This is a genomic window from Streptomyces sp. NPDC002788 (assembly GCF_053592115.1).
Map to the genome: position 1 here is coordinate 22,114 of NZ_JBSFVB010000011.1, position 22,705 is coordinate 44,818.

Consider the following 22,705-nt stretch of genomic DNA (forward strand, 5'->3'; position numbering starts at 1 on the left):
CCCTTTTGAGCAGGCAGGGAGCCGCATCCCGATGTCCGAGCCGGAAGAGCAGCAGCCCGACATTCACACGACCGCGGGCAAGCTCGCGGATCTGAAGCGCCGCATCGAGGAAGCGACACACGCCGGCTCCGCCCGCGCGGTCGAGAAGCAGCACGCCAAGGGCAAACTGACGGCCCGTGAGCGGATCGGACTCCTGCTGGACGAGGGCTCCTTCGTCGAGCTCGACGAGTTCGCCCGGCACCGCTCCACCAACTTCGGCCTCGACAAGAACCGCCCGTACGGCGACGGGGTCGTCACCGGCTACGGCACCGTCGACGGACGCCCGGTCGCGGTGTTCTCGCAGGACTTCACCGTCTTCGGCGGTGCGCTGGGCGAGGTCTACGGCCAGAAGATCGTCAAGGTGATGGACTTCGCCCTGAAGACCGGCTGCCCGGTCATCGGCATCAACGACTCCGGCGGCGCCCGCATCCAGGAGGGCGTGGCCTCGCTCGGCGCGTACGGCGAGATCTTCCGCCGCAACACCCACGCCTCCGGCGTGATCCCGCAGATCAGCCTGGTCGTCGGGCCGTGCGCGGGCGGCGCTGTCTACTCACCCGCCATCACCGACTTCACGGTCATGGTCGACCAGACGTCGCACATGTTCATCACCGGCCCCGACGTCATCAAGACCGTCACCGGCGAGGACGTCGGCTTCGAGGAGCTGGGCGGCGCCCGGACCCACAACGCGACCTCCGGAGTCGCCCACCACATGGCGGGCGACGAGAAGGACGCGATCGAGTACATCAAGCAGCTGCTGTCGTACCTGCCGTCCAACAACCTGTCCGAGCCGCCGGCCTTCCCGGAGGAGGCCGACCTCGAGGTCACCGACGAGGACCGCGAGCTGGACACGATCGTCCCGGACAGCGCGAACCAGCCGTACGACATGCACGCCGTGATCGAGCACGTCCTGGACGACGCCGAGTTCTTCGAGACGCAGCCGCTGTACGCGCCGAACATCGTCACCGGCTTCGGCCGCGTCGAGGGCCGACCGGTCGGCATCGTCGCCAATCAGCCGATGCAGTTCGCCGGGTGCCTGGACATCAAGGCCAGCGAGAAGGCCGCCCGCTTCGTGCGGACCTGCGACGCCTTCAACGTCCCGGTGCTCACCTTCGTCGACGTCCCCGGCTTCCTGCCCGGCGTCGACCAGGAGCACGACGGCATCATCCGCCGCGGCGCCAAGCTGATCTACGCCTACGCCGAGGCGACCGTCCCGCTCATCACGGTCATCACCCGCAAGGCCTTCGGCGGCGCCTACGACGTCATGGGCTCCAAGCACCTCGGCGCCGACCTCAACCTCGCCTGGCCCACCGCCCAGATCGCCGTCATGGGCGCCCAGGGAGCGGTCAACATCCTGCACCGCCGCACGATCGCCGAGGCCGAGGCCGACGGGGAGGACCTGGAGGCGGTCCGTGCCCGGCTGATCCAGGAGTACGAGGACGCCCTCCTCAACCCCTACGTCGCGGCCGAGCGCGGTTACGTCGACGCCGTGATCCTGCCGTCCGAAACGCGCCGGCACGTCGTACGGGGCCTGCGTCAACTGCGTACGAAGCGGGAATCCCTGCCTCCGAAGAAGCACGGCAACATCCCCCTCTAGTCCCGGCGAGCCCAGGAGGACCACATGACGATCAAGGTCGTACGGGGCAACCCGACCCCGGAGGAGCTGGCCGCCGCCCTGGCGGTGGTCAGAGCCCGCGCCGCGGCGGCAGCGGCAACGCCGCCCGGCGCGCCGACGCCCCGCGATTCCTGGTCCGACCCGTCCCGCATCGCGACCCACCGCCTGCCCCAGCCGGGGCCGACAGCATGGGGCCGCACCTACTGGCCGGGGTGAGGACGACCCCCACCGGCCCGCGGCCGGACAACGAACCGGCTGCGGGCCGCAGGACTTGAGTACGCGTACTCAGGCGCCGTCTCCACCCCCGTCCGACCATGGAAGGCATGCTGTGGTCCGACCCTGAGAACGAGCCGCCGAAAGAACTGCGCGACATGCAGGACATGCTTCGGCGACTGAGCGTTCTCATGGCATCGGCCATGGTGCTGGCGATGATCGTGATCGGCGTGCGGTGGTGAGGAGCCGGAGGCGAGACACAGCCGGTGCCGCCGATACGCTGAACGCATGACAGATCAGCCGCGCCGCCGACTCGTCCTCGCCTCCCAGTCCCCCGCCCGGCTCGGCCTGCTCCGCCAGGCCGGCCTCGCCCCCGAGGTGATCGTGAGCGGCGTCGACGAGGACGCCGTCACCGCCCCCACCCCCGCCGAGCTGGCGCTCGCCCTCGCCGAGGCGAAGGCCTCCGTCGTGGCGGCCCGGCCGGAGGCCAAGGGCGCGCTCGTGATCGGCTGCGACTCCGTGCTCGACCTGGACGGCCGGGCCCTGGGCAAGCCCGCCGACGCCGAGGATGCCACCGCCCGCTGGAAGTCGATGCGCGGCCGGGCCGGCACCCTCCAGACGGGCCACTGCGTCTACGACACGCTCACCGGCCGCTATGTCTCCGCCACCGCGTCCACGGTCGTCCACTTCGGCGAGCCCACCGACGAGGAGATCGCGGCCTACGTCGCCTCCGGCGAACCCCTCTACGTCGCCGGGGCGTTCACGCTGGACGGCCGCTCGGCCCCGTTCATCGACGGCATCGACGGCGACCACGGCAACGTCATCGGCATCAGTCTGCCCCTCGTCCGGCGGCTGCTGGCCGAACTGGGCGTCGGCATCACGGAGTTGTGGGCGCCGGCGGAGACGTGACCGGGGGCCCGCCGTCGCCCGTACCCACCCCGGGCGCGGCGCCGGCGGGCGCGGCCGGACGGTCGTACGTCATCAGCAGCAGCACGAGCAGGGCGAGCACCAGCACCATGAACAGGAAGGCCGGCCAGCCGACCAGGCCCCAGGTGAACGCGCCCAGCACCGCGTGCACGACCGCCGCGCTGATCAGCAGCACGCGGCCGAAGCCCGCCGGGGGCCGGTCCCTCAGCGCCACCAGCAGGGCGACCAGGCCGCAGAGCGCGAAGTAGAGGCCGAAGGCGATCCCGCCGATCTTCGACGACACCGACATCATGTGCGGGTCGAGCCCGGCAAGGGACATGTCCTGGCGGTCGACGACGACCCCCAGGAACCAATTGAGCGCCGCGATTCCTGTCGCCTCGGCGAACAGCACCACCGCCACGACCCACGCCACCGGCCTGCGCACCACCGGGCCCACCCACTTACCCCTAGTACGTTCGAGAGGTCATGAACGCTACATGGGGGTCCTCCCCGCTCGTCAGATGGTGGGGAGGTAAACCCTGGGACAAGCGTTCGGCGGTGGGCAAAGAATCATTGGGCCATTCGTAGGGACTCCACAAAGAAACGGAGTGGCCCGCAGCACGTGATGACAGAGACCTTGACCACAGCGGACGGCTAGGGTTTGCCGAAGGAGTACTGCATACCGCGGTGCGACAAGGGATTTCGCGGGTCGAGCGAGCCTCGCATCACGCTCCGTGTGGGCAAGCTCACCACTGGGGACGGGTCGAAGTGCCGTGTCGGCAGTCCCTAAACTCGGCTTGTTTCAAGGAGGGAGCCTCAATCGTGCGCAAGGTGCTCATCGCCAACCGTGGCGAAATCGCTGTCCGCGTGGCCCGGGCCTGCCGGGACGCCGGGATCGCGAGCGTGGCCGTCTACGCCGACCCGGACCGGGACGCTCTGCATGTCCGCGTCGCGGATGAGGCGTTCGCCCTGGGCGGTGACACCCCGGGAACCAGCTACCTCGACATCGAGAAGGTGTTGAAGGCCGCGCGCGAATCGGGCGCGGACGCCATCCACCCCGGCTACGGCTTCCTTTCCGAGAACGCCGAGTTCGCCCAGGCGGTCCTGGACGCGGGCCTGATCTGGATCGGCCCGCCGCCGCAGGCGATCCGCGACCTCGGTGACAAGGTCGCCGCCCGGCACATCGCCCAGCGCGCGGGGGCGCCGCTGGTGGCCGGCACGCCCGACCCGGTCTCCGGCGCCGACGAGGTCGTCGCCTTCGCCGAGGAGCACGGGCTGCCGATCGCCATCAAGGCGGCGTTCGGTGGCGGTGGCCGCGGTCTGAAGGTCGCGCGGACGCTGGAAGAGGTCCCGGAGCTGTACGACTCGGCGGTGCGCGAGGCCGTGGCCGCCTTCGGGCGCGGCGAGTGCTTCGTCGAGCGCTACCTCGACAAGCCCCGCCACGTCGAGACGCAGTGCCTGGCCGACCAGCACGGCAACGTGGTCGTCGTCTCCACCCGTGACTGTTCCCTCCAGCGCCGGCACCAGAAGCTGGTCGAGGAGGCCCCCGCGCCCTTCCTGTCCGACGCGCAGGTGGAGGAGCTGTACCGCGCGTCGAAGGCCATCCTGAAGGAGGCCGGCTACGTCGGCGCCGGCACGGTCGAGTTCCTCGTCGGCCTCGACGGCACGATCTCCTTCCTGGAGGTCAACACGCGTCTCCAGGTGGAGCACCCGGTCACCGAGGAGGTCGCGGGCATCGACCTCGTGCGGGAGATGTTCCGCATCGCCGACGGCGAGGAGCTCGGCTACGGCGACCCGGTGCTGCGCGGTCACTCCTTCGAGTTCCGCATCAACGGCGAGGACCCGGGCCGCAACTTCCTGCCCGCCCCCGGCACGGTCACGACGTTCGCGCCGCCGTCCGGCCCGGGTGTGCGTCTGGACGCGGGCGTGGAGTCCGGGTCGGTCATCGGCCCGGCGTGGGACTCCCTGCTGGCCAAGCTGATCGTCTCCGGCCGCACCCGCAAGGAGGCGCTGCAGCGGGCCGCCCGTGCGCTGGAGGAGTTCCAGGTCGAGGGCATGGCGACGGCGATCCCGTTCCACCGCGCGGTGGTGAGGGACCCGGCGTTCGCGCCCGAGCTCACCGGCTCGTCCGACCCGTTCACGGTCCACACCCGCTGGATCGAGACGGAGTTCGTCAACGAGATCAAGCCGTTCGCCGCGCCGGCCGATGCCGAGGCGGACGAGGAGCCGGGGCGCGAGACGGTCGTCGTCGAGGTCGGCGGCAAGCGTCTTGAGGTCTCCCTGCCGTCCTCGCTGGGCATGTCCCTGGCCCGTACGGGCCTGGCGGCGGGCGCCAAGCCGAAGCGCCGCGCGGCGAAGAAGTCGGGCCCCACCGCCTCGGGCGACACCCTCGCCTCCCCGATGCAGGGCACGATCGTCAAGGTCGCGGTCGAGGAGGGCCAGGAGGTCAAGGAGGGCGACCTGGTCGTCGTCCTCGAGGCGATGAAGATGGAGCAGCCCCTCAACGCCCACCGGTCCGGCACGATCAAGGGCCTGAGCGCGGAGATCGGCGCGTCGGTGACGTCTGGCGCGGCGATCTGCGAGATCAAGGACTGAGGCGGCAGGACACGCCGCACGCCGCCTACGGCGCGGCCCGGAGCCGGGCCGCGCCGGGGGTGTCCGTCCTCGGAACGGCGCTTCGGAACGGCGCGATGGGGTTCCGTACCGACTGACCGTCGGTTGACGCGCCAACCGCTGCGAACGGAACCCCCGGCACCTCCCCCTTCCGTCGTCCGACGGCTGCGGGCGCGTCGGCTGATCTCGCTGCGCGTGCCCGTCCGCCGGACCAACGGGCACGTCGTGGCCGGGTCAGCTGCACGTACCCGTCCGCCCGGCTGCCACAGGCGCGCGGCTGCGGGCCGCAGCAGCTGTCCTGGGTACGGGCGATCGCGCCACCGGGGCGACGGGGCCCCTGGTCGAGCGCAACACGAGAGCTTGCGGGAGGTTGGGCGCAGCGGCACCCCTCAACGCCGGGCAGCGAAACCCCGGCCCAGCCGCCGACGGGCCCCGACCGCGCGCCATCGCACCCCTGGGGCAGCACGGGCGGGCGTGGGGGTCCCCCTGGTCGAGCGAAGCCGAGTGCTCGGGGAGGCGCCCCGCTCCGCCGGGCTGTGGAACGTCCCGGCCTGGGCGACAAAGCCGGGTGTCCTGGAGCCGGCAGCGGCGGAACCCGCCGCCGGTTTTCAGCGTCGCCGCAGATCCGCCACCCGCGCCCGCTCAGCCCCGGGCCCCTGCTCTCCCAGCATCGTGGTGGGCCGCAACCCACCCCCGGCCCCCGGCACCTGCCGCCGAGGCCCCGGCAACGGCACATCCCGGCGCTGCTGACGCGCCGGGACGGCATCACCCCCGGGGCCGGCCGCCCCCGCAGAACCCCCCTGCCCCCCGGCCACGGCGATCTGCACACCCTGGTCGGCGAGCGCCTGGAGTTCCGTCGCGGCGCGGTCGTCGTGGGCGGGCGGCTCGTCCGTCACGAGGCGCGTGATGAGATCCGTCGGCACGGTCTGGAACATGGTGTCCGTCCCGAGCTTGGTGTGGTCCGCGAGGACCACGACCTCCGCGGCGGCCTGCACCAGCGCCCGGTCGACGGACGCCGACAGCATGTTGGACGTGGACAGCCCCCGCTCGGCGGTGAGCCCGCTCCCGGACAGGAACGCCCGGGACACCCGCAGCCCGTGCAGGGACTGCTCGGCCCCGCTGCCGACCAGGGCGTAGTTCGAACCGCGGAGCGTACCGCCGGTCATCACGACCTCGACGCGGTTGGCATGGGCCAGCGCCTGGGCCACCAGAAGTGAGTTGGTGACGACGGTCAGACCGGGCACCCGGGCGAGCCGGCGGGCCAGCTCCTGGGTCGTCGTACCCGCCCCGACCACGATCGCCTCCCCCTCTTCCACGAGGTTCGCGGCGAGGTCGGCGATGGCGGTCTTCTCGGCGGTCGCGAGATGAGACTTTTGCGGAAAGCCGGACTCCCGCGTGAAACCGCCCGGCAGTACCGCACCGCCGTGCCGGCGGTCGAGGAGTCCTTCTGCCTCCAGCGCGCGCACGTCCCGCCGTACGGTCACTTCGGAGGTCTGGACGACGCGGGCGAGCTCACGGAGCGACACGGCCCCGTTCGCTCGCACCATTTCGAGGATCAATTGGCGACGTTCTGCAGCGAACACGAAACTGACAGTAACGCCAGCGACCGTCTGCTTTCAGCAGTTTGCGCTGAATAGCAGAAGATGTTCGCACGGACCTGCGGGAAGTGGTATAAGGCCTAGTCCCGCCGCCTATGCCGTACGAATGGTCGAACACTCCCCGTGACCGGCGAGGAATCGAAATCGGCCTCAGCCCTCGCCCATCTCCTTGCGCGTGTGCAACTGCCGTGCCACCTCGGCGATCGAGCCCGACAGGGAGGGGTAGACGGTGAAGGCGTTCGCGATCTGTTCGACCGTCAGATTGTTGTCGACCGCGATCGAGATGGGGTGGATCAGTTCCGAGGCGCGCGGGGCGACGACGACACCGCCGACCACGATGCCCGTGCCCGGCCGGCAGAAGATCTTGACGAAGCCGTCGCGGATGCCCTGCATCTTCGCGCGCGGGTTGCGCAGCAGCGGCAGCTTCACGACCCGGGCGTCGATCTTCCCGCCGTCGACGTCGGACTGGGTGTAGCCGACCGTGGCGATCTCGGGGTCCGTGAAGACGTTCGACGAGACGGTCTTCAGGTTCAGCGGGGCCACCGCGTCACCCAGGAAGTGGTACATGGCGATACGTCCCTGCATGGCGGCCACGGACGCGAGGGCGAACACGCCGGTGACGTCACCGGCCGCGTACACGCCGGGAGCGGTCGTGCGGGACACCTTGTCGGTCCAGATGTGGCCGGACTCGCGCAGCCTGACCCCCGCGTCCTCCAGCCCCATGCCCGCGCTGTTGGGCACGGCGCCGACGGCCATGAGGCAGTGCGAGCCGGTGATGACGCGCCCGTCGGCGAGGGTCACCTCGACCCGGTCGCCGACCCGCTTTGCGGACTGGGCGCGGGAGCGCGCCATGACGTTCATGCCGCGCCGCCGGAAGACGTCCTCCAGCACGGCGGCCGCGTCCGGGTCCTCACCGGGCAGCACCCGGTCCCGCGAGGACACGAGCGTCACCTTCGAGCCGAGCGCCTGGTAGGCACCGGCGAACTCGGCACCGGTCACACCGGACCCGACCACGATCAGTTCCTCGGGGAGTTCGTCGAGGTCGTAGACCTGGGTCCAGTTCAGGATCCGCTCGCCGTCCGGCCGGGCGTCGGCCAGCTCACGGGGGTGTCCGCCGGTGGCGATGAGCACCGCGTCGGCCGTGAGAGTCTCCTCGCTCCCGTCGGCGGTGCGCACCACGACCTTGCGCGACCCGTCGAGCGCCTGCATGCCCTCCAGCCGCCCGCGCCCGCGCATCACACGCGCCCCGGCACGCGTCACGGAGGCCGTGATGTCGTGCGACTGGGCGAGCGCGAGCCGCTTCACACGCCGGTTGACCTTGCCCAGGTCGACGCCCACCACCCGGGCGGACTGCTCCAGGGGCGGGGTGTCGTCGGCGACGATGATGCCCAGTTCCTCGTAGGAGGAGTCGAAGGTGGTCATCACCTCGGCCGTGGCGATCAGGGTCTTCGACGGCACGCAGTCGGTCAGCACCGACGCCCCGCCCAGACCGTCGCAGTCGACGACGGTCACCTCCGCACCGAGTTGTGCGGCCACCAGCGCCGCTTCGTATCCGCCGGGTCCGCCACCGATGATCACGATCCGAGTCACGTACTCCATTGTCCCGCACCCCTCAACGTGCCACCGCCCCGGGGCCCGCCCGATGCCGCTCCGTTACGCGAGTGACGCCGGACCACCTGCCGTACCCTTCCCCCATGTCGCTCTACGCCGCGTACGCCGGCAACCTCGACGCGCGGCTGATGTCCCGCCGCGCCCCGCACTCGCCGCTGCGCGCCACCGGCTGGCTGAACGGGTGGCGACTGACCTTCGGCGGCGAGCACCTGGGCTGGGAGGGCGCGCTGCCGACGATCGTGGAGGACCCGCTCTCCCAGGTCTTCGTCTCGCTGTACGACATCGCCCCGATGGACGAGGAGTCGCTGGACCGCTGGGAGGGCGTGGGCCTCGACATCTACCGCCGGACGCGCGTACGGGTGCACACCCTCGACGGTGAGGAGTCGGCCTGGTCCTTCGCCCTGAACGCGTACGAGGGGGGCCTGCCCTCCGCCCGCCACCTGGGCGAGATCGCCGACGCGGCGGAGTCGGCCGGCGCCCCCCACGACTACGTCATGGAACTCCGCAAACGCCCCTGCTGACGACCGCCTCCGGGCCCCTCTTCGTCGGAAACGACAAGACAACGATCGCCACCCCGTGACCTCCGCCATCTACGCGCGTAGGCATTCACCGGTTACCCTCATCGGCGTGAACGCATCTCTTCTTCCGGACGACATCCAGGGCGATCCTCACGCCGCCGCCGACGCCGCCGCGGCCCGCCTGCGTGAACTCACGGGCGCCGAGACCCACGACGTCGCCCTCGTGATGGGCTCCGGCTGGGCTCCGGCCGTGGACGCCCTCGGCGCTCCCGACGCCGAGTTCCAGGTCACCGAGCTGCCCGGCTTCCCGCCCCCGGCGGTCGAGGGCCACGGAGGCAAGATCCGCTCGTACAAGATCGGCGACAAGCGCGCCCTGGTCTTCCTCGGCCGTACGCACTACTACGAGGGTCGCGGCGTGGCAGCGGTCGCACACGGCGTGCGCACCGCCGTCTCGGCCGGCGTCAAGACGGTCGTCCTCACGAACGGCTGCGGCGGCCTGCGCGAGGGCATGCGCCCCGGCCAGCCGGTCCTGATCAGCGACCACATCAACCTCACGGCCACCTCGCCCATCGTCGGCGCGAACTTCGTCGACCTCACCGACCTCTACTCCCCGCGCCTGCGCGCCCTGTGCAAGGAGGTCGACCCCACGCTGGAGGAGGGCGTCTACGCCCAGTTCCCCGGCCCGCACTACGAGACTCCGGCCGAGATCCGCATGGCCCGGGTCATCGGTGCGGACCTGGTGGGCATGTCGACGGTCCTCGAGGCGATCGCCGCGCGTGAGGCGGGCGCCGAGGTTCTCGGCATCTCCCTCGTCACGAACCTGGCCGCGGGCATGACGGGCGAGCCCCTGAACCACGAAGAGGTTCTCCAGGCGGGCCGTGACTCGGCGACGCGCATGGGCTCGCTGCTGGCGCAGGTGCTCGGTCGGCTCTGAGCCCCATGATCGCCAGTCACCGGCTTTGAGCGGCAGGATTGCCCGCGGCCGAGCGGGACCGACGGCCCGCCGCGGCTGAGCGGGACCCGACGCGCCCGCACCCGCGTACGGCGAGAAGGGGTCGCGCCGGGGCGGTCCGCCCGCAGCGGTCGGCGCGTCGACGGGCGGTCAGTCGGTAAGCAACCCATCGCGCCGTTCCGAGGACGCCCCAGGCACGGCCCCGACCCACCACCCGGCGTCAGGCGCTGCGCGCACCACCACCCCACCCGCGCAGGCCGCCGCAGGCACCCCCGACCCCACCACAACGGAGAGGCTGACACCGACCGTGCACGACGCACTCATCGCACAGGCCCAGGCGTGGCTCACCGAGGACCCCGACCCGGACACCCGCACCGAGCTCGCCCGCCTCATCGACGCCCAGGACCACACCGAACTCGCCGCCCGCTTCTCCGGCACGCTCCAGTTCGGCACCGCCGGCCTCCGCGGCGAACTCGGTGCCGGCCCCATGCGCATGAACCGCACGGTCGTCATCCGCGCCGCCGCCGGCCTCGCCGCGTACCTGAAGAAGCAGGGCCACCACGACGGCCTCGTCGTCATCGGCTACGACGCCCGCCACAAGTCGGAGGACTTCGCCCGCGACACCGCCGCCGTCATGACGGGCGCCGGCCTCCGCGCGGCCGTGCTCCCCCGCCCCCTCCCCACCCCCGTCCTCGCCTTCGCGATAAGGCACCTCGGCGCGGTCGCCGGCGTGGAGGTCACCGCCAGCCACAACCCGCCCCGCGACAACGGCTACAAGGTGTACCTCGGCGACGGCTCCCAGATCGTCCCCCCGGCGGACATCGACATCGCGGCGGAGATCGCCGCCGTCCCGTCCCTCACCACCGTCCGACGCCCCACCGAAGGCTGGGACACCCTCGACGACAGCGTCCTCGACGCCTACCTCGCCCGCACCGACGCGGTCCTGGCCGAGGGATCCCCCCGCACCGCCCGCACGGTGTACACGGCGATGCACGGCGTCGGCAAGGACGTCCTCCTGGCCGCCTTCGCCCGCGCCGGCTTCCCGGAACCGGTCCTGGTGGAGGAGCAGGCGGACCCCGACCCGGACTTCCCGACCGTCGCGTTCCCCAACCCGGAGGAGCCCGGCGCGATGGACCTGGCGTTCGCCAAGGCCCGCGAGACCGGCCCCGACCTGATCATCGCCAACGACCCGGACGCGGACCGCTGCGCCGTCGCCGTGCGGGACGACACCGACTGGCGCATGCTCCGCGGCGACGAGGTCGGCGCCCTGCTCGCCGCCCACCTGGTCCGCCGCGGAGCGACCGGCGTCTTCGCGGAGTCGATCGTCTCGTCCTCCCTCCTCGGCCGTATCGCCGGGAAGGCGGGCCTCCCGCACGTCGAGACCCTCACCGGCTTCAAGTGGATCGCCCGCGTCGAGGGCCTGCGCTACGGCTACGAGGAGGCGCTGGGCTACTGCGTGGACCCCGACGGCGTACGCGACAAGGACGGCATCACGGCCGCGCTCCTGATCACGGAACTGGCTTCGCAGCTCAAGGAGGAGGGCCGTACCCTCCTGGACCTCCTGGACGACCTGGCGGTGGAGCACGGCCTGCACGCGACGGACCAGCTGTCGGTCCGGGTCGAGGACCTCTCCGTCATCGCGGCCGCGATGACCCGCCTGCGCGAGCAGCCCCCGACCGAACTCGCCGGCCTGCCGGTCACCCGCACCGACGACCTCACCCAGGGCACGGAGGACCTCCCGCCCACGGACGGGTTGCGCTACACGCTCGACGGCGCCCGGGTGATCGTCCGCCCGAGCGGGACGGAGCCGAAGCTGAAGTGCTACCTGGAGGTCGTGGTCCCGGTCGCCACCGACACCGACCTCCCCGAGGCCCGCGCGAAGGCGACGGACGTCCTGGAGTCGATCAAACGCGACCTGTCGACGGCCGCGGGCATCTGAGGACAACGGGCCGCGCCCCGGACCGAGGAAGGGGTGCCCACCCACGGGCACCCCACGAGGTACGACGCGTCACGCGCTCCCGCGCGGCCTCCCGCCGCTGCCGCTCCCCTGCGGCGCCCGGGAGACGAGATCCTCAGCCGAGGACCTGAAGTTCTTGCAGGGACCACCGCCACGCACGACGCGCAGCACACCCGCCCCACCGCCCTCACAACGCGGAGCGTTCACGCCGGGATCCACACCGACCCGACCCCACCGCATCCCGCCCCGGAAAGCGCCGGTCCAGCCGCCAGCCGCCAGTGCGCGGCCGTTCCCGTCACCCCACCACCAGCAGAATCAGCACCAGCACGGCCCCGGCAGCCGCCGGCCCCATGATCTCGTAGGCCCATCGCACGGTCACCTCGCCCTGTGCCGACTGCGCCTCGTGCCGCGCCTCGTGCAGCCCGCGCAGTTCGTCCACGATCCGGTCGGTCTCCGCCCGCACGGGCCCGTCGGGCACGGGCCCCGGGCCGAGGCCGCCCATCGGCCCGGACCGCATGCCGAGCCTGCTGCCGCGCCCCTCGTCCCGTCCCGTCTCCCGCCGTGCCTGCGCCGTCGCCCGCATCTCGCGCCGCGCGGCCCTCTTGCGGGCGCGCAGCGAGACGGGCACGGCCCACAGCTGGTATTTCGCGCCGGACTCGGTGAGGACCTCGTTCGAGTAGGCGGACTTCAGTGAGGCGACCTGTCCCCAGGGCACCACGATGACGCGGAAGGGGTTGCGGACGCGCAGTCGGTCGTCGTCGGCGTACACGGCGGGCCGCAGCGTGAAGGCGACGACCAGCGGCACGACGAGGATCAGCACGGCGAGTGCCAGCCACGGCGTGCGCCCCTCCCCGGAGACCACCGCGTCGATGCCGAACCACCCGGCGATGGCGAGCAGCATCACGCCACCGGCGATGGCCGGAACCGACCGGTAGACCCGGTCCTTGGACTGGGGCTCCGGGGGCTGCGGCGCGGGCGACTGGGACTCGGGGCTCGTCATGCCTCGATTCTGCCGGACACCCCGGGGACAGGCCCCCCGCACCCTCCCGCGTACGACAGACCGCACCGCCGCCTCCCGAAGGCCCGCAAGACAACCAGGGGTCTGTACAGCCGCTACGCGCGTAGATATGCTCGTCTGGTGACCATGCCCAGTTCTGCACTCACCGCAGCTCACCCCCTCAAGGACGTCACCTCGTCCGACAGCGCGCTGCGCCGCTTCCTCCACGGGCTCCCGGGCGTCGACGCGGTCGGACTCGAGGGGCGCGCGGCCTCTCTCGGCACGCGTTCGATCAAGACGACCGCGAAGGCGTACGCCATCGACCTCGCCATCTCGATGGTCGACCTGACGACCCTGGAAGGCGCGGACACCCCGGGCAAGGTCCGGGCGCTCGGCGCGAAGGCGGTCAAGCCCGACCCGACCGACCGTACGACGCCCAGCACGGCAGCGGTCTGTGTCTACCCCGACATGGTGGCCGTGGCCAAGGATGCCGTCGCCGGCAGCGGCGTGAAGGTCGCCTCGGTGGCCACGGCGTTCCCGGCCGGCCGCGCCTCGCTCGACGTCAAGCTGGCCGACGTCCGTGAGGCCGTCGCCGCGGGCGCCGACGAGATCGACATGGTCATCGACCGCGGGGCGTTCCTCGCGGGCCGATACTTGAAGGTGTACGACGAGATCACCGCCGTGAAGGAGGCCTGCGGCACCTCGGCGCGCCTGAAGGTCATCTTCGAGACGGGCGAGCTCTCGACGTACGACAACATCCGCCGCGCGAGCTGGCTCGGCATGCTGGCGGGCGCGGACTTCATCAAGACGTCCACCGGAAAGGTCGCCGTCAACGCGACCCCGGCGAACACGCTCCTCATGCTGGAGGCGGTACGTGACTTCCGGGCGCAGACCGGCATCCAGGTCGGTGTGAAGCCGGCCGGCGGCATCCGCACCTCCAAGGACGCCATCAAGTTCCTGGTGCTGGTCAACGAGACGGCGGGCGAGGACTGGCTGGACAACCACTGGTTCCGCTTCGGCGCCTCCTCGCTGCTGAACGACCTGTTGATGCAGCGCCAGAAGCTGGCCACCGGCCGCTACTCCGGTCCCGACTACGTGACGGTGGACTGATCACCATGGCATCGGTATTCGAATACGCCCCGGCCCCCGAGTCGCGCGCGATCGTCGACATCGCGCCCTCCTACGGCCTGTTCATCGACGGCGAGTTCACGGAGTCGGCCGACGGCCGGGTCTTCAAGACGGTCTCGCCCGCGACCGAGGAGGTCCTCTCCGAGATCGCCCAGGCCGGTTCCGAGGACGTCGACCGTGCGGTGAAGGCCGCGCGCGGGGCGTTCGAGAAGTGGTCGGCGCTGCCCGGCTCGGAGCGCGCCAAGTACCTGTTCCGCATCGCGCGGATCGTCCAGGAGCGCAGCCGGGAGCTCGCCGTCCTGGAGACGCTGGACAACGGCAAGCCGATCAAGGAGACGCGCGACGCCGACCTCCCCCTGGTCGCCGCGCACTTCTTCTACTACGCGGGCTGGGCGGACAAGCTCGACCACGCGGGCTTCGGCGCGAACCCCCGGCCGTTGGGTGTCGCGGGCCAGGTCATCCCCTGGAACTTCCCCCTGCTCATGCTGGCGTGGAAGATCGCCCCGGCGCTCGCGACCGGTAACACGGTCGTGCTGAAGCCGGCCGAGACCACCCCGCTCTCGGCGCTGTTCTTCGCGGACATCTGCCGCCAGGCCGGCCTGCCGAGGGGCGTCGTCAACATCCTCCCGGGCTACGGCGACGCGGGCGCGGCGCTGGTCGCCCACCCGGACGTGAACAAGGTCGCCTTCACCGGCTCCACCGCCGTCGGCAAGGAGATCGCCCGCACGATCGCCGGGACCCGTAAGAAGGTCACGCTCGAACTGGGCGGCAAGGGCGCCAACATCGTCTTCGACGACGCACCCGTGGACCAGGCCGTCGAGGGCATCGTCAACGGCATCTTCTTCAACCAGGGCCAGGTCTGCTGCGCCGGCAGCCGCCTGCTGGTCCAGGAGTCGATCCAGGAGGAGCTCCTGGAGTCCCTGAAGCGCCGGCTGTCCACGCTGCGCCTCGGCGACCCGCTGGACAAGAACACGGACATCGGCGCGATCAACTCCGAGGAGCAGCTCACGCGCATCACCTCCCTCGTCGAGCAGGGCGAGGCGGAGGGCGCCGAGCGCTGGTCCCCGGCGTGTGAACTGCCGGAGAGCGGCTACTGGTTCGCTCCGACGCTGTTCACGAACGTCACCCAGGCGCACACCATCGCCCGGGACGAGATCTTCGGCCCGGTGCTGTCCGTGCTGACCTTCCGCACGCCGGACGAGGCGGTCGCCAAGGCCAACAACACGCCGTACGGCCTGTCCGCCGGCATCTGGACGGAGAAGGGCTCGCGCATCCTGGCGGTCGCGAACAAGCTCCGCGCGGGCGTCGTCTGGTCCAACACGTTCAACAAGTTCGACCCGACCTCGCCGTTCGGCGGATACAAGGAGTCGGGCTTCGGCCGCGAGGGCGGCCGCCACGGCCTGGAGGCGTACCTCGATGTCTGACGCGCGACTGAGTGTCCTCAAGACCTACAAGCTGTACGTGGGCGGCAAGTTCCCGCGTTCCGAGAGCGGCCGGGTGTACGAGGTGACCGACTCGAAGGACAAGTGGCTGGCGAACGCCCCGCTGGCGAGCCGCAAGGACGCCCGTGACGCGGTAGTCGCCGCCCGCAAGGCGTTCGGCGGCTGGTCCGGCGCGACGGCGTACAACCGCGGCCAGGTCCTCTACCGCGTGGCCGAGATGCTGGAGGGCCGCCGCGGCCAGTTCACGCGTGAGGTGGCCGACGCGGAGGGCCTGTCGAAGTCCAGGGCGGCGGCGGTCGTGGACGCCACGATCGACCGCTGGGTCTGGTACGCGGGCTGGACCGACAAGATCGCCCAGGTGGTCGGCGGCGGCAACCCGGTCGCGGGCCCGTTCTTCAACCTCTCCAGTCCCGAGCCCACGGGCGTGGTCGCGGTGCTGGCGCCCCAGGAGTCGTCCTTCCTGGGCCTGGTGTCGGTGCTCGCCCCGGTGATCGCCACCGGCAACACGGCGGTCGTGGTGGCGAGTGAGAAGTCCCCGCTTCCCGCCCTGTCCCTGGCCGAGGTGCTGGCCACCTCGGACGTCCCGGGCGGCGTGGTCAACGTCCTGTCGGGCCGCACGGCGGAGATCGCGGCCCCGCTGGCAGCCCACCAGGACGTCAACGCGATCGACCTCGCGGGCGCCGACGAGGTCCTGGCGAAGGAGCTGGAGATCGCGGCGGCCGACAACCTCAAGCGCGTTCTGCGTCCACAGCCTGTGGATTACGCGGAGACTCCCGGCATCGACCGCATGACGGCGTTCCTGGAGACCAAGACGGTCTGGCACCCCACGGGGTCACTGGGCGCGTCGGGTTCCTCGTACTAGGCGCCCCCCGGAGCCGAAGCCCCGGCCCTCCTCCGTCCAGGAGGCCCGGGGCTTCTCTCTTACGCTCACACCTCCCGGTCAGATGCCGGGCCGCTGCGCGATGCCGTCGAGCACGCAGTCGAGGCCGAACACGAATTCCCAGGCCCGGTTCGTCCAGGACCGAACCGGTGGCCGCCGCGGCCGTCGTCGTACCCACCGCCGGTGCCGCTCCCCCGGCCGCGAGGACGCCCAGGGCGCGCCGGGCGGTCGGCTTCCCGGGAGAGTCGTGCCGGGCCATCGCTGCCGCGCCCTTCCGAAGCACTGGGTCATTGATCCGGCACAAAGGGTGGTTGAGGTGTGACGCGCGCATCAAAGGCGACCCGAGGGGTCGTACGGTCCCCGGTGGATGCCTCACACTGGTGTCCCGTGAGTTCCCCTGTGCCCATACCGACGCGAGTCGTGCTGCTCTGCGGCCCCTCCGGCTCCGGCAAGTCCCTCCTCGCGGCCCGCTCCGGCCTTCCGGTGCTGCGGCTCGACGACTTCTACAAGGAGGGCGACGACCCGACTCTGCCCCTGGTGGCGGGGAGTTCCGACATCGACTGGGACCATCCGGACTCCTGGGACGCCGACACGGCCGTCGCCGCGATCACCGAGCTGTGCCGCACGGGCCGTACGGACGTTCCCGTCTACGACATCGCGCTGAGCGCCCGTACCGGCGCGGAGACGGTGGAGATCGGGCCGGCCCCGCTGTTCATCGCGGAGGGCGTCTTCGCCGCGGAGATCGTCACGCGCTGCCGGGACCTCGGTGTCCTCGCCGACGCGGTGTGCCTGAGCCGCGGCGCGGTGAAGACGTTCCGCCGCCGCTTCCTGCGGGATCTGAAGGAGGGCCGCAAGTCGGTGCCGTTCCTGCTGCGTCGCGGCTGGCGCCTGATGCGGCAGGAGCGATCCATCGTCGCCCGCCAGACGGCGCTCGGCGCTCACGCCTGCGACCGTGACGAGGCGCTGGGCCGGCTGGCGGCCGCGGCGGCCGGCGGGTGCACGACTCTGGGGACTGCGGCCTAGTCAGCGAGGCACACACGAAGCGGGACTGGACGGACCCCCCGGCCCTCCAGTCCCGCTTCTGTGCCTCCCCCGTGGTCCTCCCCCGTGTCTCCCACTCCCGAGGAGACGCCCCCCAGCGTCTCCGCAGTTCCCCCGTGGGCCCCCTTTGTGGTGCTCCCCCCCGGACCTTCAGGCGACGAGCTCGCCGAAGGCGTCCTCCTCGTCACGGCCGAAGCTGAGGACCTCGTCCTCGCGCAGCCGGCGGAGCGACCGCCAGATGCTGGACTTCACCGTGCCGACACTGATGTCGAGGATCTCCGCGATCTCCGGGTCCGTGCGGCCCTCGTAGTAGCGCAGGACCAGCATGGTGCGCTGGAGCTCGGGCAGCCGGGCCAGCGCCTGCCACAGGACCGCGCGCAGCTCGGTGCCGCGCATCGCGTCCGTGTCGCCGGGCGTCTCCGGCAGTTCCTCGGTCGGGTACTCGTTGAGCTTGCGGCGCCGCCAGGCGCTGATGTGCAGGTTGGTCATGGTGCGGCGGAGGTATCCGCCGACGGCCGCCTTGTCACTGATCCGGTCCCACGCCCGGTAGGTGGAGAACAGCGCGCTCTGCAGCAGGTCCTCGGCCTCGAAGCGGTCGCCGGTGAGGTGGTAGGCGGTGGCGTACAGGGAGGCGCGGCGCTCCCGGACGTAGGCGGTGAACTCCGCCTCCGTCAGCGAGCGGCGCTCCCCCGAGTCCTCCCTGTGCGCGGCTCCCCCGACGGAGCCCGCGGCGGCCGGCGCCGCGGACCCCTTGTGGATCTCCCCCGTGGGTGCGTCGACCACCGTCATGAACGCGGTGTGCTGACGCCCGGTGCCGCGAGCGCACCCCCGCCCGCTCACAGCACCGGACTTCTCGGAACCCCGGTGCACGTCGTGCAGACGCGTGACAACCGCGCTGGTGCTGATGCCGTGCAGCGTGTTCATCTCGCGCCCCCCGTCGTGGACTTCCGATGTGCGGCCCGCCGCTCGGGCGGGCTTCCTCGCCTGTGCCGAGAAGCTTGCCGCGGCACTTTCATGGCCGTGTCCGCCGACTGTCACAGACCTGTCACAGGGGTCGGCCACAGGACGAGCACGGCTCGTTCACAGGCGTCGGCGGTACCGGCGCCATCGTCTCCGCCCCTACCGGTCGTACCCCGACCCCTCCATGGGCCAGAATGAGCCCGTGCCTTCCCTGTTGCTGATCGAGGACGACGACGCCATCCGGACGGCCCTGGAGCTCTCTCTGACGCGCCAGGGTCACCGCGTGGCGACCGCTGCCAGCGGTGAGGACGGTCTGAAGCTCCTGCGCGAGCAGCGGCCGGATCTGATCGTGCTGGACGTGATGCTGCCCGGCATCGACGGGTTCGAGGTGTGCCGGCGCATCCGGCGCACGGACCAGTTGCCGATCATCCTGCTGACCGCGCGCAACGATGACATCGACGTGGTCGTCGGGCTGGAGTCCGGAGCCGACGACTACGTGGTGAAACCGGTGCAGGGGCGGGTGCTCGACGCCCGGATCCGGGCGGTGCTGCGGCGCGGCGAGCGGGAGTCCAACGACGCGGCGACGTTCGGCAGCCTCGTCATCGACCGCTCGGCGATGACCGTGACGAAGAACGGCGAGGACCTCCAGCTGACGCCGACCGAGCTGCGGCTGCTGCTGGAGCTGAGCCGGCGGCCGGGGCAGGCGCTGTCCCGGCAGCAGTTGCTGCGGCTGGTGTGGGAGCACGACTACCTCGGCGACTCGCGGCTGGTGGACGCCTGTGTCCAGCGGCTGCGCGCCAAGGTCGAGGACGTGCCGTCGTCCCCGACGCTGATCCGTACCGTCCGGGGTGTCGGCTACCGGCTGGATCCGCCTCAGTGAGACAGCCGCACCAAGGGGGGGACCGCGCCTGGACCGCGGCCCGCAAGGGAGTTCTGTCGCGGCTGCGCTTCACCAGCCTGCGGCTGAGGCTGGTCGTCGTCTTCGGCCTGGTGGCCCTGACGGCGGCCGTGTCCGCGTCCGGCATCGCGTACTGGCTCAACCGCGAGGCCGTGCTGACCCGCACCCAGGACGCCGTGCTGCGCGACTTCGAGCAGGAGATGCAGAACCGGGCGGGCGCGCTGCCCGAGCGTCCGACGCAGGACGAACTGCAGTACACCGCGGGCCAGATGGCGGGCAGCGACCAGCGCTTCAGCGTGCTGCTGGTCGCCGAGAACCCCGACGGCCGGACCGTCTACGGCAGCTCCGGCGGGCTGAGCGGCTTCTCGCTGCGGGACGTGCCGGTCTCGCTGCGCACGGCGGTGAACAAGACGCAGAAGATCGACGGGGCCAACAAGCACCCGTACCACCTGTACTGGCAACGGGTCGTCGATCACGACACCCCGTACCTGGTGGCCGGGACCCGCGTGATCGGCGGCGGCCCGACCGGGTACATGCTCAAGTCGCTGGAGCCGGAGGCCAAGGACCTCAACTCGCTGGCCTGGTCGCTGGGGATCTCCACCGGGCTCGCGCTGATCGGCTCGGCCCTGCTCGCGCAGGCCGCGGCGACGACCGTGCTGAAGCCGGTACAGCGGCTCGGGGCGGCCGCGCGGCGGCTCGGCGAGGGCAGGCTGGACACCCGGCTGCGAGTGTCCGGGACCGACGAACTCGCCGACCTGTCGCGGACGTTCAACAACGCGGCCGAGGCGCTGGAGAAACGGGTCGCCGACATGGCCGCGCGGGACGAGGCCTCCCGGCGGTTCGTGGCGGACATGAGCCATGAGCTGCGGACGCCGCTCACCGCCATCACCGCCGTGACGGAGGTGCTGGAGGAGGAGCTGGAGGCGGAGACCGGCAGCATGGACCCGATGATCGAGCCGGCCGTCCGGCTGGTGGTCAGCGAGACGCGGCGGCTGAACGACCTGGTCGAGAACCTGATGGAGGTCACCCGCTTCGACGCGGGCACCGCCCGGCTCGTCCTGGACGACGTCGACATCGCCGACCAGATCACCGCGTGCATCGACGCCCGCGCCTGGCTGGACGCGGTCGAGCTGGACGCCGAGCGCGGCATCCACGCCCGCCTGGACCCCCGCCGCCTGGACGTCATCCTGGCCAACCTCATCGGCAACGCGCTCAAGCACGGCGGCTCCCCGGTGCGGGTCTCCGTCCGCGAGGAGGCCGACTCGCTCGTCATCCAGGTGCAGGACCACGGGCCGGGCATCCCCGAGGAGGTCCTGCCGCACGTCTTCGACCGCTTCTACAAGGCCAGCGCGTCCCGGCCGCGCTCGGAGGGCAGCGGCCTGGGCCTGTCCATCGCCCTGGAGAACGCCCACATCCACGGTGGCGAGATCACCGCGGCCAACTCTCCCGATTCGGGCGCGGTGTTCACGCTGCGGCTCCCGCGCGACACGTCCGAGGCGGGGGAACAGCCGGCCGAGGGCGAGCAGCAGCCCGGGGACGACGCCGACCGTACCAAGGGCGAGGACTCCAAGGGGGACGCCTGATGCACCTACGACGCCCACGGGCCGCGGCCGGCACACGCCTCCGCCGCGACGGCCCCGCGCCCCGCGCCGAAGCCCCCGCGACCTCGCCGGCAGGCATGGCGCCGAGCGGCCGGCGGAAGCGTCCGAGGGCCGTGTCCCGTACGGTCGCCCTCGCGGCACTCGCCCTGCTGCTCGCCGGCTGCGGGATCCGGGCCACCGAGGTGCCGACGAACTTCGGGCCCGCGCCCTCGCGGGTGCAGTGTTCACTCAGCGAGCCGGACGTGTCGACGCAGGCCGCCCATGGGCTGCCGGTTCAGGTGTTCCTGCTGTGCGGGTCCTCCCTGGTGACCGTCGACCGGACCGTACGGGTCCCGGACGGCGCGGCCGACTCCGAGCGGCGCCTGCTGGTGGCGCAGGGTCTGCTGGACCAGCTCGCCACGCCGCCGTCGCCCGCCGAGAAGGAGGCCGGCTACAGCACGGACGTCCGCGAGGGCATCGCCGTGGGCGGGCCCCGGCCCGGCGACCCGGAGGACACACTGCGGCTGAGCACGGCGCCGGACAGCCTCACCTCGTACGCCCTCGCGCAGATCGTCTGCACCTTCTCCGACTCGGCGGCCGCCCAGGGCGACGGCTCCGTGGTCCTCGGCGGCCCCGGCGCCGGCTCCCCGCGCCGCTACGAGTGCACGGACGAGGTGCGGGCCCGGCCGGGCAGCAAGGAACCGCCGTCCAAGAACGCGGACGGGGAGTAGCACGGCCGGGCTCCGCCGGGCTGTGGCGCATGCCTCACGGGCGTACCGGGGCCCCTTCCGGAACCGATCCTGCCGAAGGCCGCGTCTAGGGGGTCGTGCAGCGTCAAGGCTCCATCGGCGGCAGCGCCGCGTACCGCATCCGTGTGACGGGAGGTGTCCTCCTCGTCGCACACCTCGCGTTCGTCGCCTGGCTCACGCTGCGGCCGCTGGACGTGCCCTGGGTGATGCCCCCCAATCTGCGGCCGCTCGCCGGCATCCGGGCCGATCTGGCGCTGGGCTGGCCCGAGGCGGCCCGGCACATCGGCGAGAAGCTGGCTCTGTTCGCCCCGCTGGGCGTGCTGCTGCCGGTAGCGGGCGGCAGGCTGGTCGTCTCGCCGCTGGCGTCGCTGCTGCGCACCGTCGCGGCGGGCGTGCTGCTGTCGATGGGCGTCGAGCTGCTGCAGACCGGCGTTCCCGGTCAGGTCGTCGATGTCGACTCGCTGTTCCTGAACACCGCGGGAGTGGCCCTCGCGCATCTCGTGCTGGTTCCGGCCGGCCGCTCCTGGCTGCGCCGCCGCACCGTCGGCGGCCCGTCCCTCACGCCCCTCCCCGCGGAGGAGCCGGCTCGGGGTCGGACCCCGACGATTCCCAGGGTCGGGATCGCCCCGTGGAGCGACGCTTTGCCCCCTTCGTCTCCGTAGTGTGGAGTGCAGATGGGGTACTCGGACGAGAGGCCTCACACCCCGACGCTGAAGGAGACGCACATGTCCCGCCTCGCCCGCCCCACCCAAGACCGCATGATCGGCGGAGTGTGCGCCGCACTGGCACGGCGCTTCGGCACGTCCGCGACGACGATGCGGGTGATCTTCCTCGTCTCGTGCCTGCTGCCGGGCCCGCAGTTCCTGCTCTACATCGCGCTGTGGATCCTGCTGCCCTCGGAGAGCAAGGCGCAGAGCAAGGCGCAGACGGCCTGGTAACGCCGCGTATGTGAACGCCGATGGGGCGCACCCTGTGTCCAGGGGTGCGCCCCATCGGCGTGTGGTGTCCGCC

22 protein-coding genes are annotated in these 22,705 nt (G+C 71.7%); 17 read left to right on the forward strand and 5 right to left on the reverse strand.

Annotated elements, in window-relative coordinates; genetic code table 11:
• The first annotated feature begins 31 nt into the window (after positions 1-31).
• The 4 genes from ACWD1U_RS20980 (at position 32) to ACWD1U_RS20995 (ending at position 2,773) form a co-directional block, all read left to right on the forward strand.
• A complete protein-coding gene (locus ACWD1U_RS20980) occupies positions 32-1,633 on the forward strand; it encodes an acyl-CoA carboxylase subunit beta (protein WP_451109464.1) in 1,602 nt (533 codons plus the stop codon).
• A 24-nt stretch (positions 1,634-1,657) separates the two neighbouring features.
• Positions 1,658-1,867, forward strand: a complete 210-nt coding sequence (locus ACWD1U_RS20985) for an acyl-CoA carboxylase epsilon subunit (protein WP_451109466.1) — start codon at positions 1,658-1,660, stop codon at positions 1,865-1,867.
• 107 nt (positions 1,868-1,974) lie between these two features.
• On the forward strand, positions 1,975-2,106 hold the full coding sequence (mmpB, locus tag ACWD1U_RS20990) for a morphogenic membrane protein MmpB (protein WP_451109825.1): 132 nt from the start codon (positions 1,975-1,977) through the stop codon (positions 2,104-2,106).
• A gap of 46 nt (positions 2,107-2,152) precedes the next feature.
• Entirely contained in the window at positions 2,153-2,773 is a 621-nt protein-coding gene (locus ACWD1U_RS20995) for a Maf family protein (RefSeq protein WP_451109467.1), read from the forward strand.
• Here ACWD1U_RS20995 and ACWD1U_RS21000 read toward each other — a convergent pair.
• Positions 2,742-3,218 carry a hypothetical protein gene (locus tag ACWD1U_RS21000; RefSeq protein WP_451109469.1) on the reverse strand — a complete coding sequence of 159 codons (477 nt, stop codon included), beginning with the start codon at positions 3,216-3,218 and terminating at the stop codon, positions 2,742-2,744. The two genes, ACWD1U_RS20995 and ACWD1U_RS21000, sit on opposite strands and share 32 nt — an antisense overlap.
• A 374-nt stretch (positions 3,219-3,592) precedes the next feature.
• On the opposite strand from ACWD1U_RS21000, the gene ACWD1U_RS21005 reads away from it, so the two are divergent.
• Positions 3,593-5,365 (forward strand): acetyl/propionyl/methylcrotonyl-CoA carboxylase subunit alpha, encoded by a 1,773-nt coding sequence (locus ACWD1U_RS21005; RefSeq protein WP_451109471.1) that lies wholly within the window; start codon positions 3,593-3,595, stop codon positions 5,363-5,365.
• Between the two features lie 626 nt (positions 5,366-5,991).
• Here ACWD1U_RS21005 and ACWD1U_RS21010 read toward each other — a convergent pair.
• On the reverse strand, positions 5,992-6,966 hold the full coding sequence (locus ACWD1U_RS21010; protein ID WP_451109472.1) for a DeoR/GlpR family DNA-binding transcription regulator: 975 nt from the start codon (positions 6,964-6,966) through the stop codon (positions 5,992-5,994).
• Positions 6,967-7,131: 165 nt separating this feature from the next.
• Positions 7,132-8,580: an NAD(P)H-quinone dehydrogenase gene (locus tag ACWD1U_RS21015; RefSeq protein WP_451109473.1), complete on the reverse strand. Its 1,449-nt coding sequence runs from the start codon at positions 8,578-8,580 to the stop codon at positions 7,132-7,134.
• 95 nt (positions 8,581-8,675) lie between these two features.
• Between ACWD1U_RS21015 and ACWD1U_RS21020 the strand changes: the two genes are divergently transcribed.
• The 3 genes from ACWD1U_RS21020 (at position 8,676) to ACWD1U_RS21030 (ending at position 12,001) form a co-directional block, all read left to right on the forward strand.
• Positions 8,676-9,113 carry a gamma-glutamylcyclotransferase gene (locus ACWD1U_RS21020; RefSeq protein ID WP_451109475.1) on the forward strand — a complete coding sequence of 146 codons (438 nt, stop codon included), beginning with the start codon at positions 8,676-8,678 and terminating at the stop codon, positions 9,111-9,113.
• Between the two features lie 106 nt (positions 9,114-9,219).
• Complete coding sequence (locus ACWD1U_RS21025) at positions 9,220-10,044, forward strand: purine-nucleoside phosphorylase (RefSeq protein WP_451109477.1); 825 nt, start codon at positions 9,220-9,222, stop codon at positions 10,042-10,044.
• Positions 10,045-10,369: 325 nt separating this feature from the next.
• The gene (locus ACWD1U_RS21030; RefSeq protein WP_451109478.1) at positions 10,370-12,001 is read left to right on the forward strand and encodes a phospho-sugar mutase; all 1,632 of its coding nucleotides are present in this window, start codon (positions 10,370-10,372) and stop codon (positions 11,999-12,001) included.
• Between the two features lie 313 nt (positions 12,002-12,314).
• On the opposite strand, the gene ACWD1U_RS21035 is transcribed toward ACWD1U_RS21030, so the two are convergent.
• Positions 12,315-13,019, reverse strand: a complete 705-nt coding sequence (locus ACWD1U_RS21035) for a PH domain-containing protein (RefSeq protein ID WP_451109480.1) — start codon at positions 13,017-13,019, stop codon at positions 12,315-12,317.
• 144 nt (positions 13,020-13,163) lie between these two features.
• Between ACWD1U_RS21035 and deoC the strand changes: the two genes are divergently transcribed.
• The 4 genes from deoC (at position 13,164) to ACWD1U_RS21055 (ending at position 17,489) form a co-directional block, all read left to right on the forward strand.
• The gene (deoC, locus tag ACWD1U_RS21040; protein ID WP_451109481.1) at positions 13,164-14,126 is read left to right on the forward strand and encodes a deoxyribose-phosphate aldolase; all 963 of its coding nucleotides are present in this window, start codon (positions 13,164-13,166) and stop codon (positions 14,124-14,126) included.
• Positions 14,127-14,131: 5 nt separating this feature from the next.
• Positions 14,132-15,568: an aldehyde dehydrogenase family protein gene (locus tag ACWD1U_RS21045; RefSeq protein ID WP_451109483.1), complete on the forward strand. Its 1,437-nt coding sequence runs from the start codon at positions 14,132-14,134 to the stop codon at positions 15,566-15,568.
• Entirely contained in the window at positions 15,561-16,448 is an 888-nt protein-coding gene (locus tag ACWD1U_RS21050; protein ID WP_451109484.1) for an aldehyde dehydrogenase family protein, read from the forward strand. The genes ACWD1U_RS21045 and ACWD1U_RS21050 overlap by 8 nt, the downstream gene beginning before the upstream one ends.
• A 336-nt stretch (positions 16,449-16,784) precedes the next feature.
• Positions 16,785-17,489 (forward strand): uridine kinase family protein, encoded by a 705-nt coding sequence (locus ACWD1U_RS21055; protein ID WP_451109485.1) that lies wholly within the window; start codon positions 16,785-16,787, stop codon positions 17,487-17,489.
• A gap of 168 nt (positions 17,490-17,657) precedes the next feature.
• Here ACWD1U_RS21055 and ACWD1U_RS21060 read toward each other — a convergent pair whose 3' ends face one another.
• On the reverse strand, positions 17,658-18,431 hold the full coding sequence (locus ACWD1U_RS21060; protein WP_451109487.1) for a SigE family RNA polymerase sigma factor: 774 nt from the start codon (positions 18,429-18,431) through the stop codon (positions 17,658-17,660).
• A gap of 238 nt (positions 18,432-18,669) precedes the next feature.
• Here ACWD1U_RS21060 and afsQ1 point away from each other — a divergent pair, with 238 nt between their 5' ends.
• The 5 genes from afsQ1 (at position 18,670) to ACWD1U_RS21085 (ending at position 22,632) form a co-directional block, all read left to right on the forward strand.
• Entirely contained in the window at positions 18,670-19,347 is a 678-nt protein-coding gene (gene afsQ1 / locus ACWD1U_RS21065) for a two-component system response regulator AfsQ1 (RefSeq protein ID WP_158101933.1), read from the forward strand.
• Positions 19,245-20,948: an ATP-binding protein gene (locus ACWD1U_RS21070; RefSeq protein WP_451109827.1), complete on the forward strand. Its 1,704-nt coding sequence runs from the start codon at positions 19,245-19,247 to the stop codon at positions 20,946-20,948. The genes afsQ1 and ACWD1U_RS21070 overlap by 103 nt, the downstream gene beginning before the upstream one ends.
• Before the next feature lie 95 nt (positions 20,949-21,043).
• Entirely contained in the window at positions 21,044-21,676 is a 633-nt protein-coding gene (locus ACWD1U_RS21075; protein ID WP_451109829.1) for a hypothetical protein, read from the forward strand.
• A gap of 95 nt (positions 21,677-21,771) precedes the next feature.
• Positions 21,772-22,356: a VanZ family protein gene (locus ACWD1U_RS21080; protein ID WP_451109488.1), complete on the forward strand. Its 585-nt coding sequence runs from the start codon at positions 21,772-21,774 to the stop codon at positions 22,354-22,356.
• Between the two features lie 63 nt (positions 22,357-22,419).
• Entirely contained in the window at positions 22,420-22,632 is a 213-nt protein-coding gene (locus tag ACWD1U_RS21085) for a PspC domain-containing protein (protein ID WP_451109490.1), read from the forward strand.
• Positions 22,633-22,705 lie beyond the last annotated feature (73 nt).

Coding starts and splice junctions, on each gene's coding strand:
- ACWD1U_RS20980 (WP_451109464.1), top strand. CDS start 32: ATGTCCGAGCCGGAAGAGCAGCAGCCCGACATTCACACGACCGCGGGC.
- ACWD1U_RS20985 (WP_451109466.1), top strand. CDS start 1,658: ATGACGATCAAGGTCGTACGGGGCAACCCGACCCCGGAGGAGCTGGCC.
- mmpB (WP_451109825.1), top strand. CDS start 1,975: ATGCTGTGGTCCGACCCTGAGAACGAGCCGCCGAAAGAACTGCGCGAC.
- ACWD1U_RS20995 (WP_451109467.1), top strand. CDS start 2,153: ATGACAGATCAGCCGCGCCGCCGACTCGTCCTCGCCTCCCAGTCCCCC.
- ACWD1U_RS21015 (WP_451109473.1), bottom strand. CDS start 8,580: ATGGAGTACGTGACTCGGATCGTGATCATCGGTGGCGGACCCGGCGGA.
- ACWD1U_RS21020 (WP_451109475.1), top strand. CDS start 8,676: ATGTCGCTCTACGCCGCGTACGCCGGCAACCTCGACGCGCGGCTGATG.
- ACWD1U_RS21035 (WP_451109480.1), bottom strand. CDS start 13,019: ATGACGAGCCCCGAGTCCCAGTCGCCCGCGCCGCAGCCCCCGGAGCCC.
- deoC (WP_451109481.1), top strand. CDS start 13,164: ATGCCCAGTTCTGCACTCACCGCAGCTCACCCCCTCAAGGACGTCACC.
- ACWD1U_RS21045 (WP_451109483.1), top strand. CDS start 14,132: ATGGCATCGGTATTCGAATACGCCCCGGCCCCCGAGTCGCGCGCGATC.
- ACWD1U_RS21050 (WP_451109484.1), top strand. CDS start 15,561: ATGTCTGACGCGCGACTGAGTGTCCTCAAGACCTACAAGCTGTACGTG.
- ACWD1U_RS21060 (WP_451109487.1), bottom strand. CDS start 18,431: ATGAACACGCTGCACGGCATCAGCACCAGCGCGGTTGTCACGCGTCTG.
- ACWD1U_RS21075 (WP_451109829.1), top strand. CDS start 21,044: ATGGCGCCGAGCGGCCGGCGGAAGCGTCCGAGGGCCGTGTCCCGTACG.
- ACWD1U_RS21085 (WP_451109490.1), top strand. CDS start 22,420: ATGTCCCGCCTCGCCCGCCCCACCCAAGACCGCATGATCGGCGGAGTG.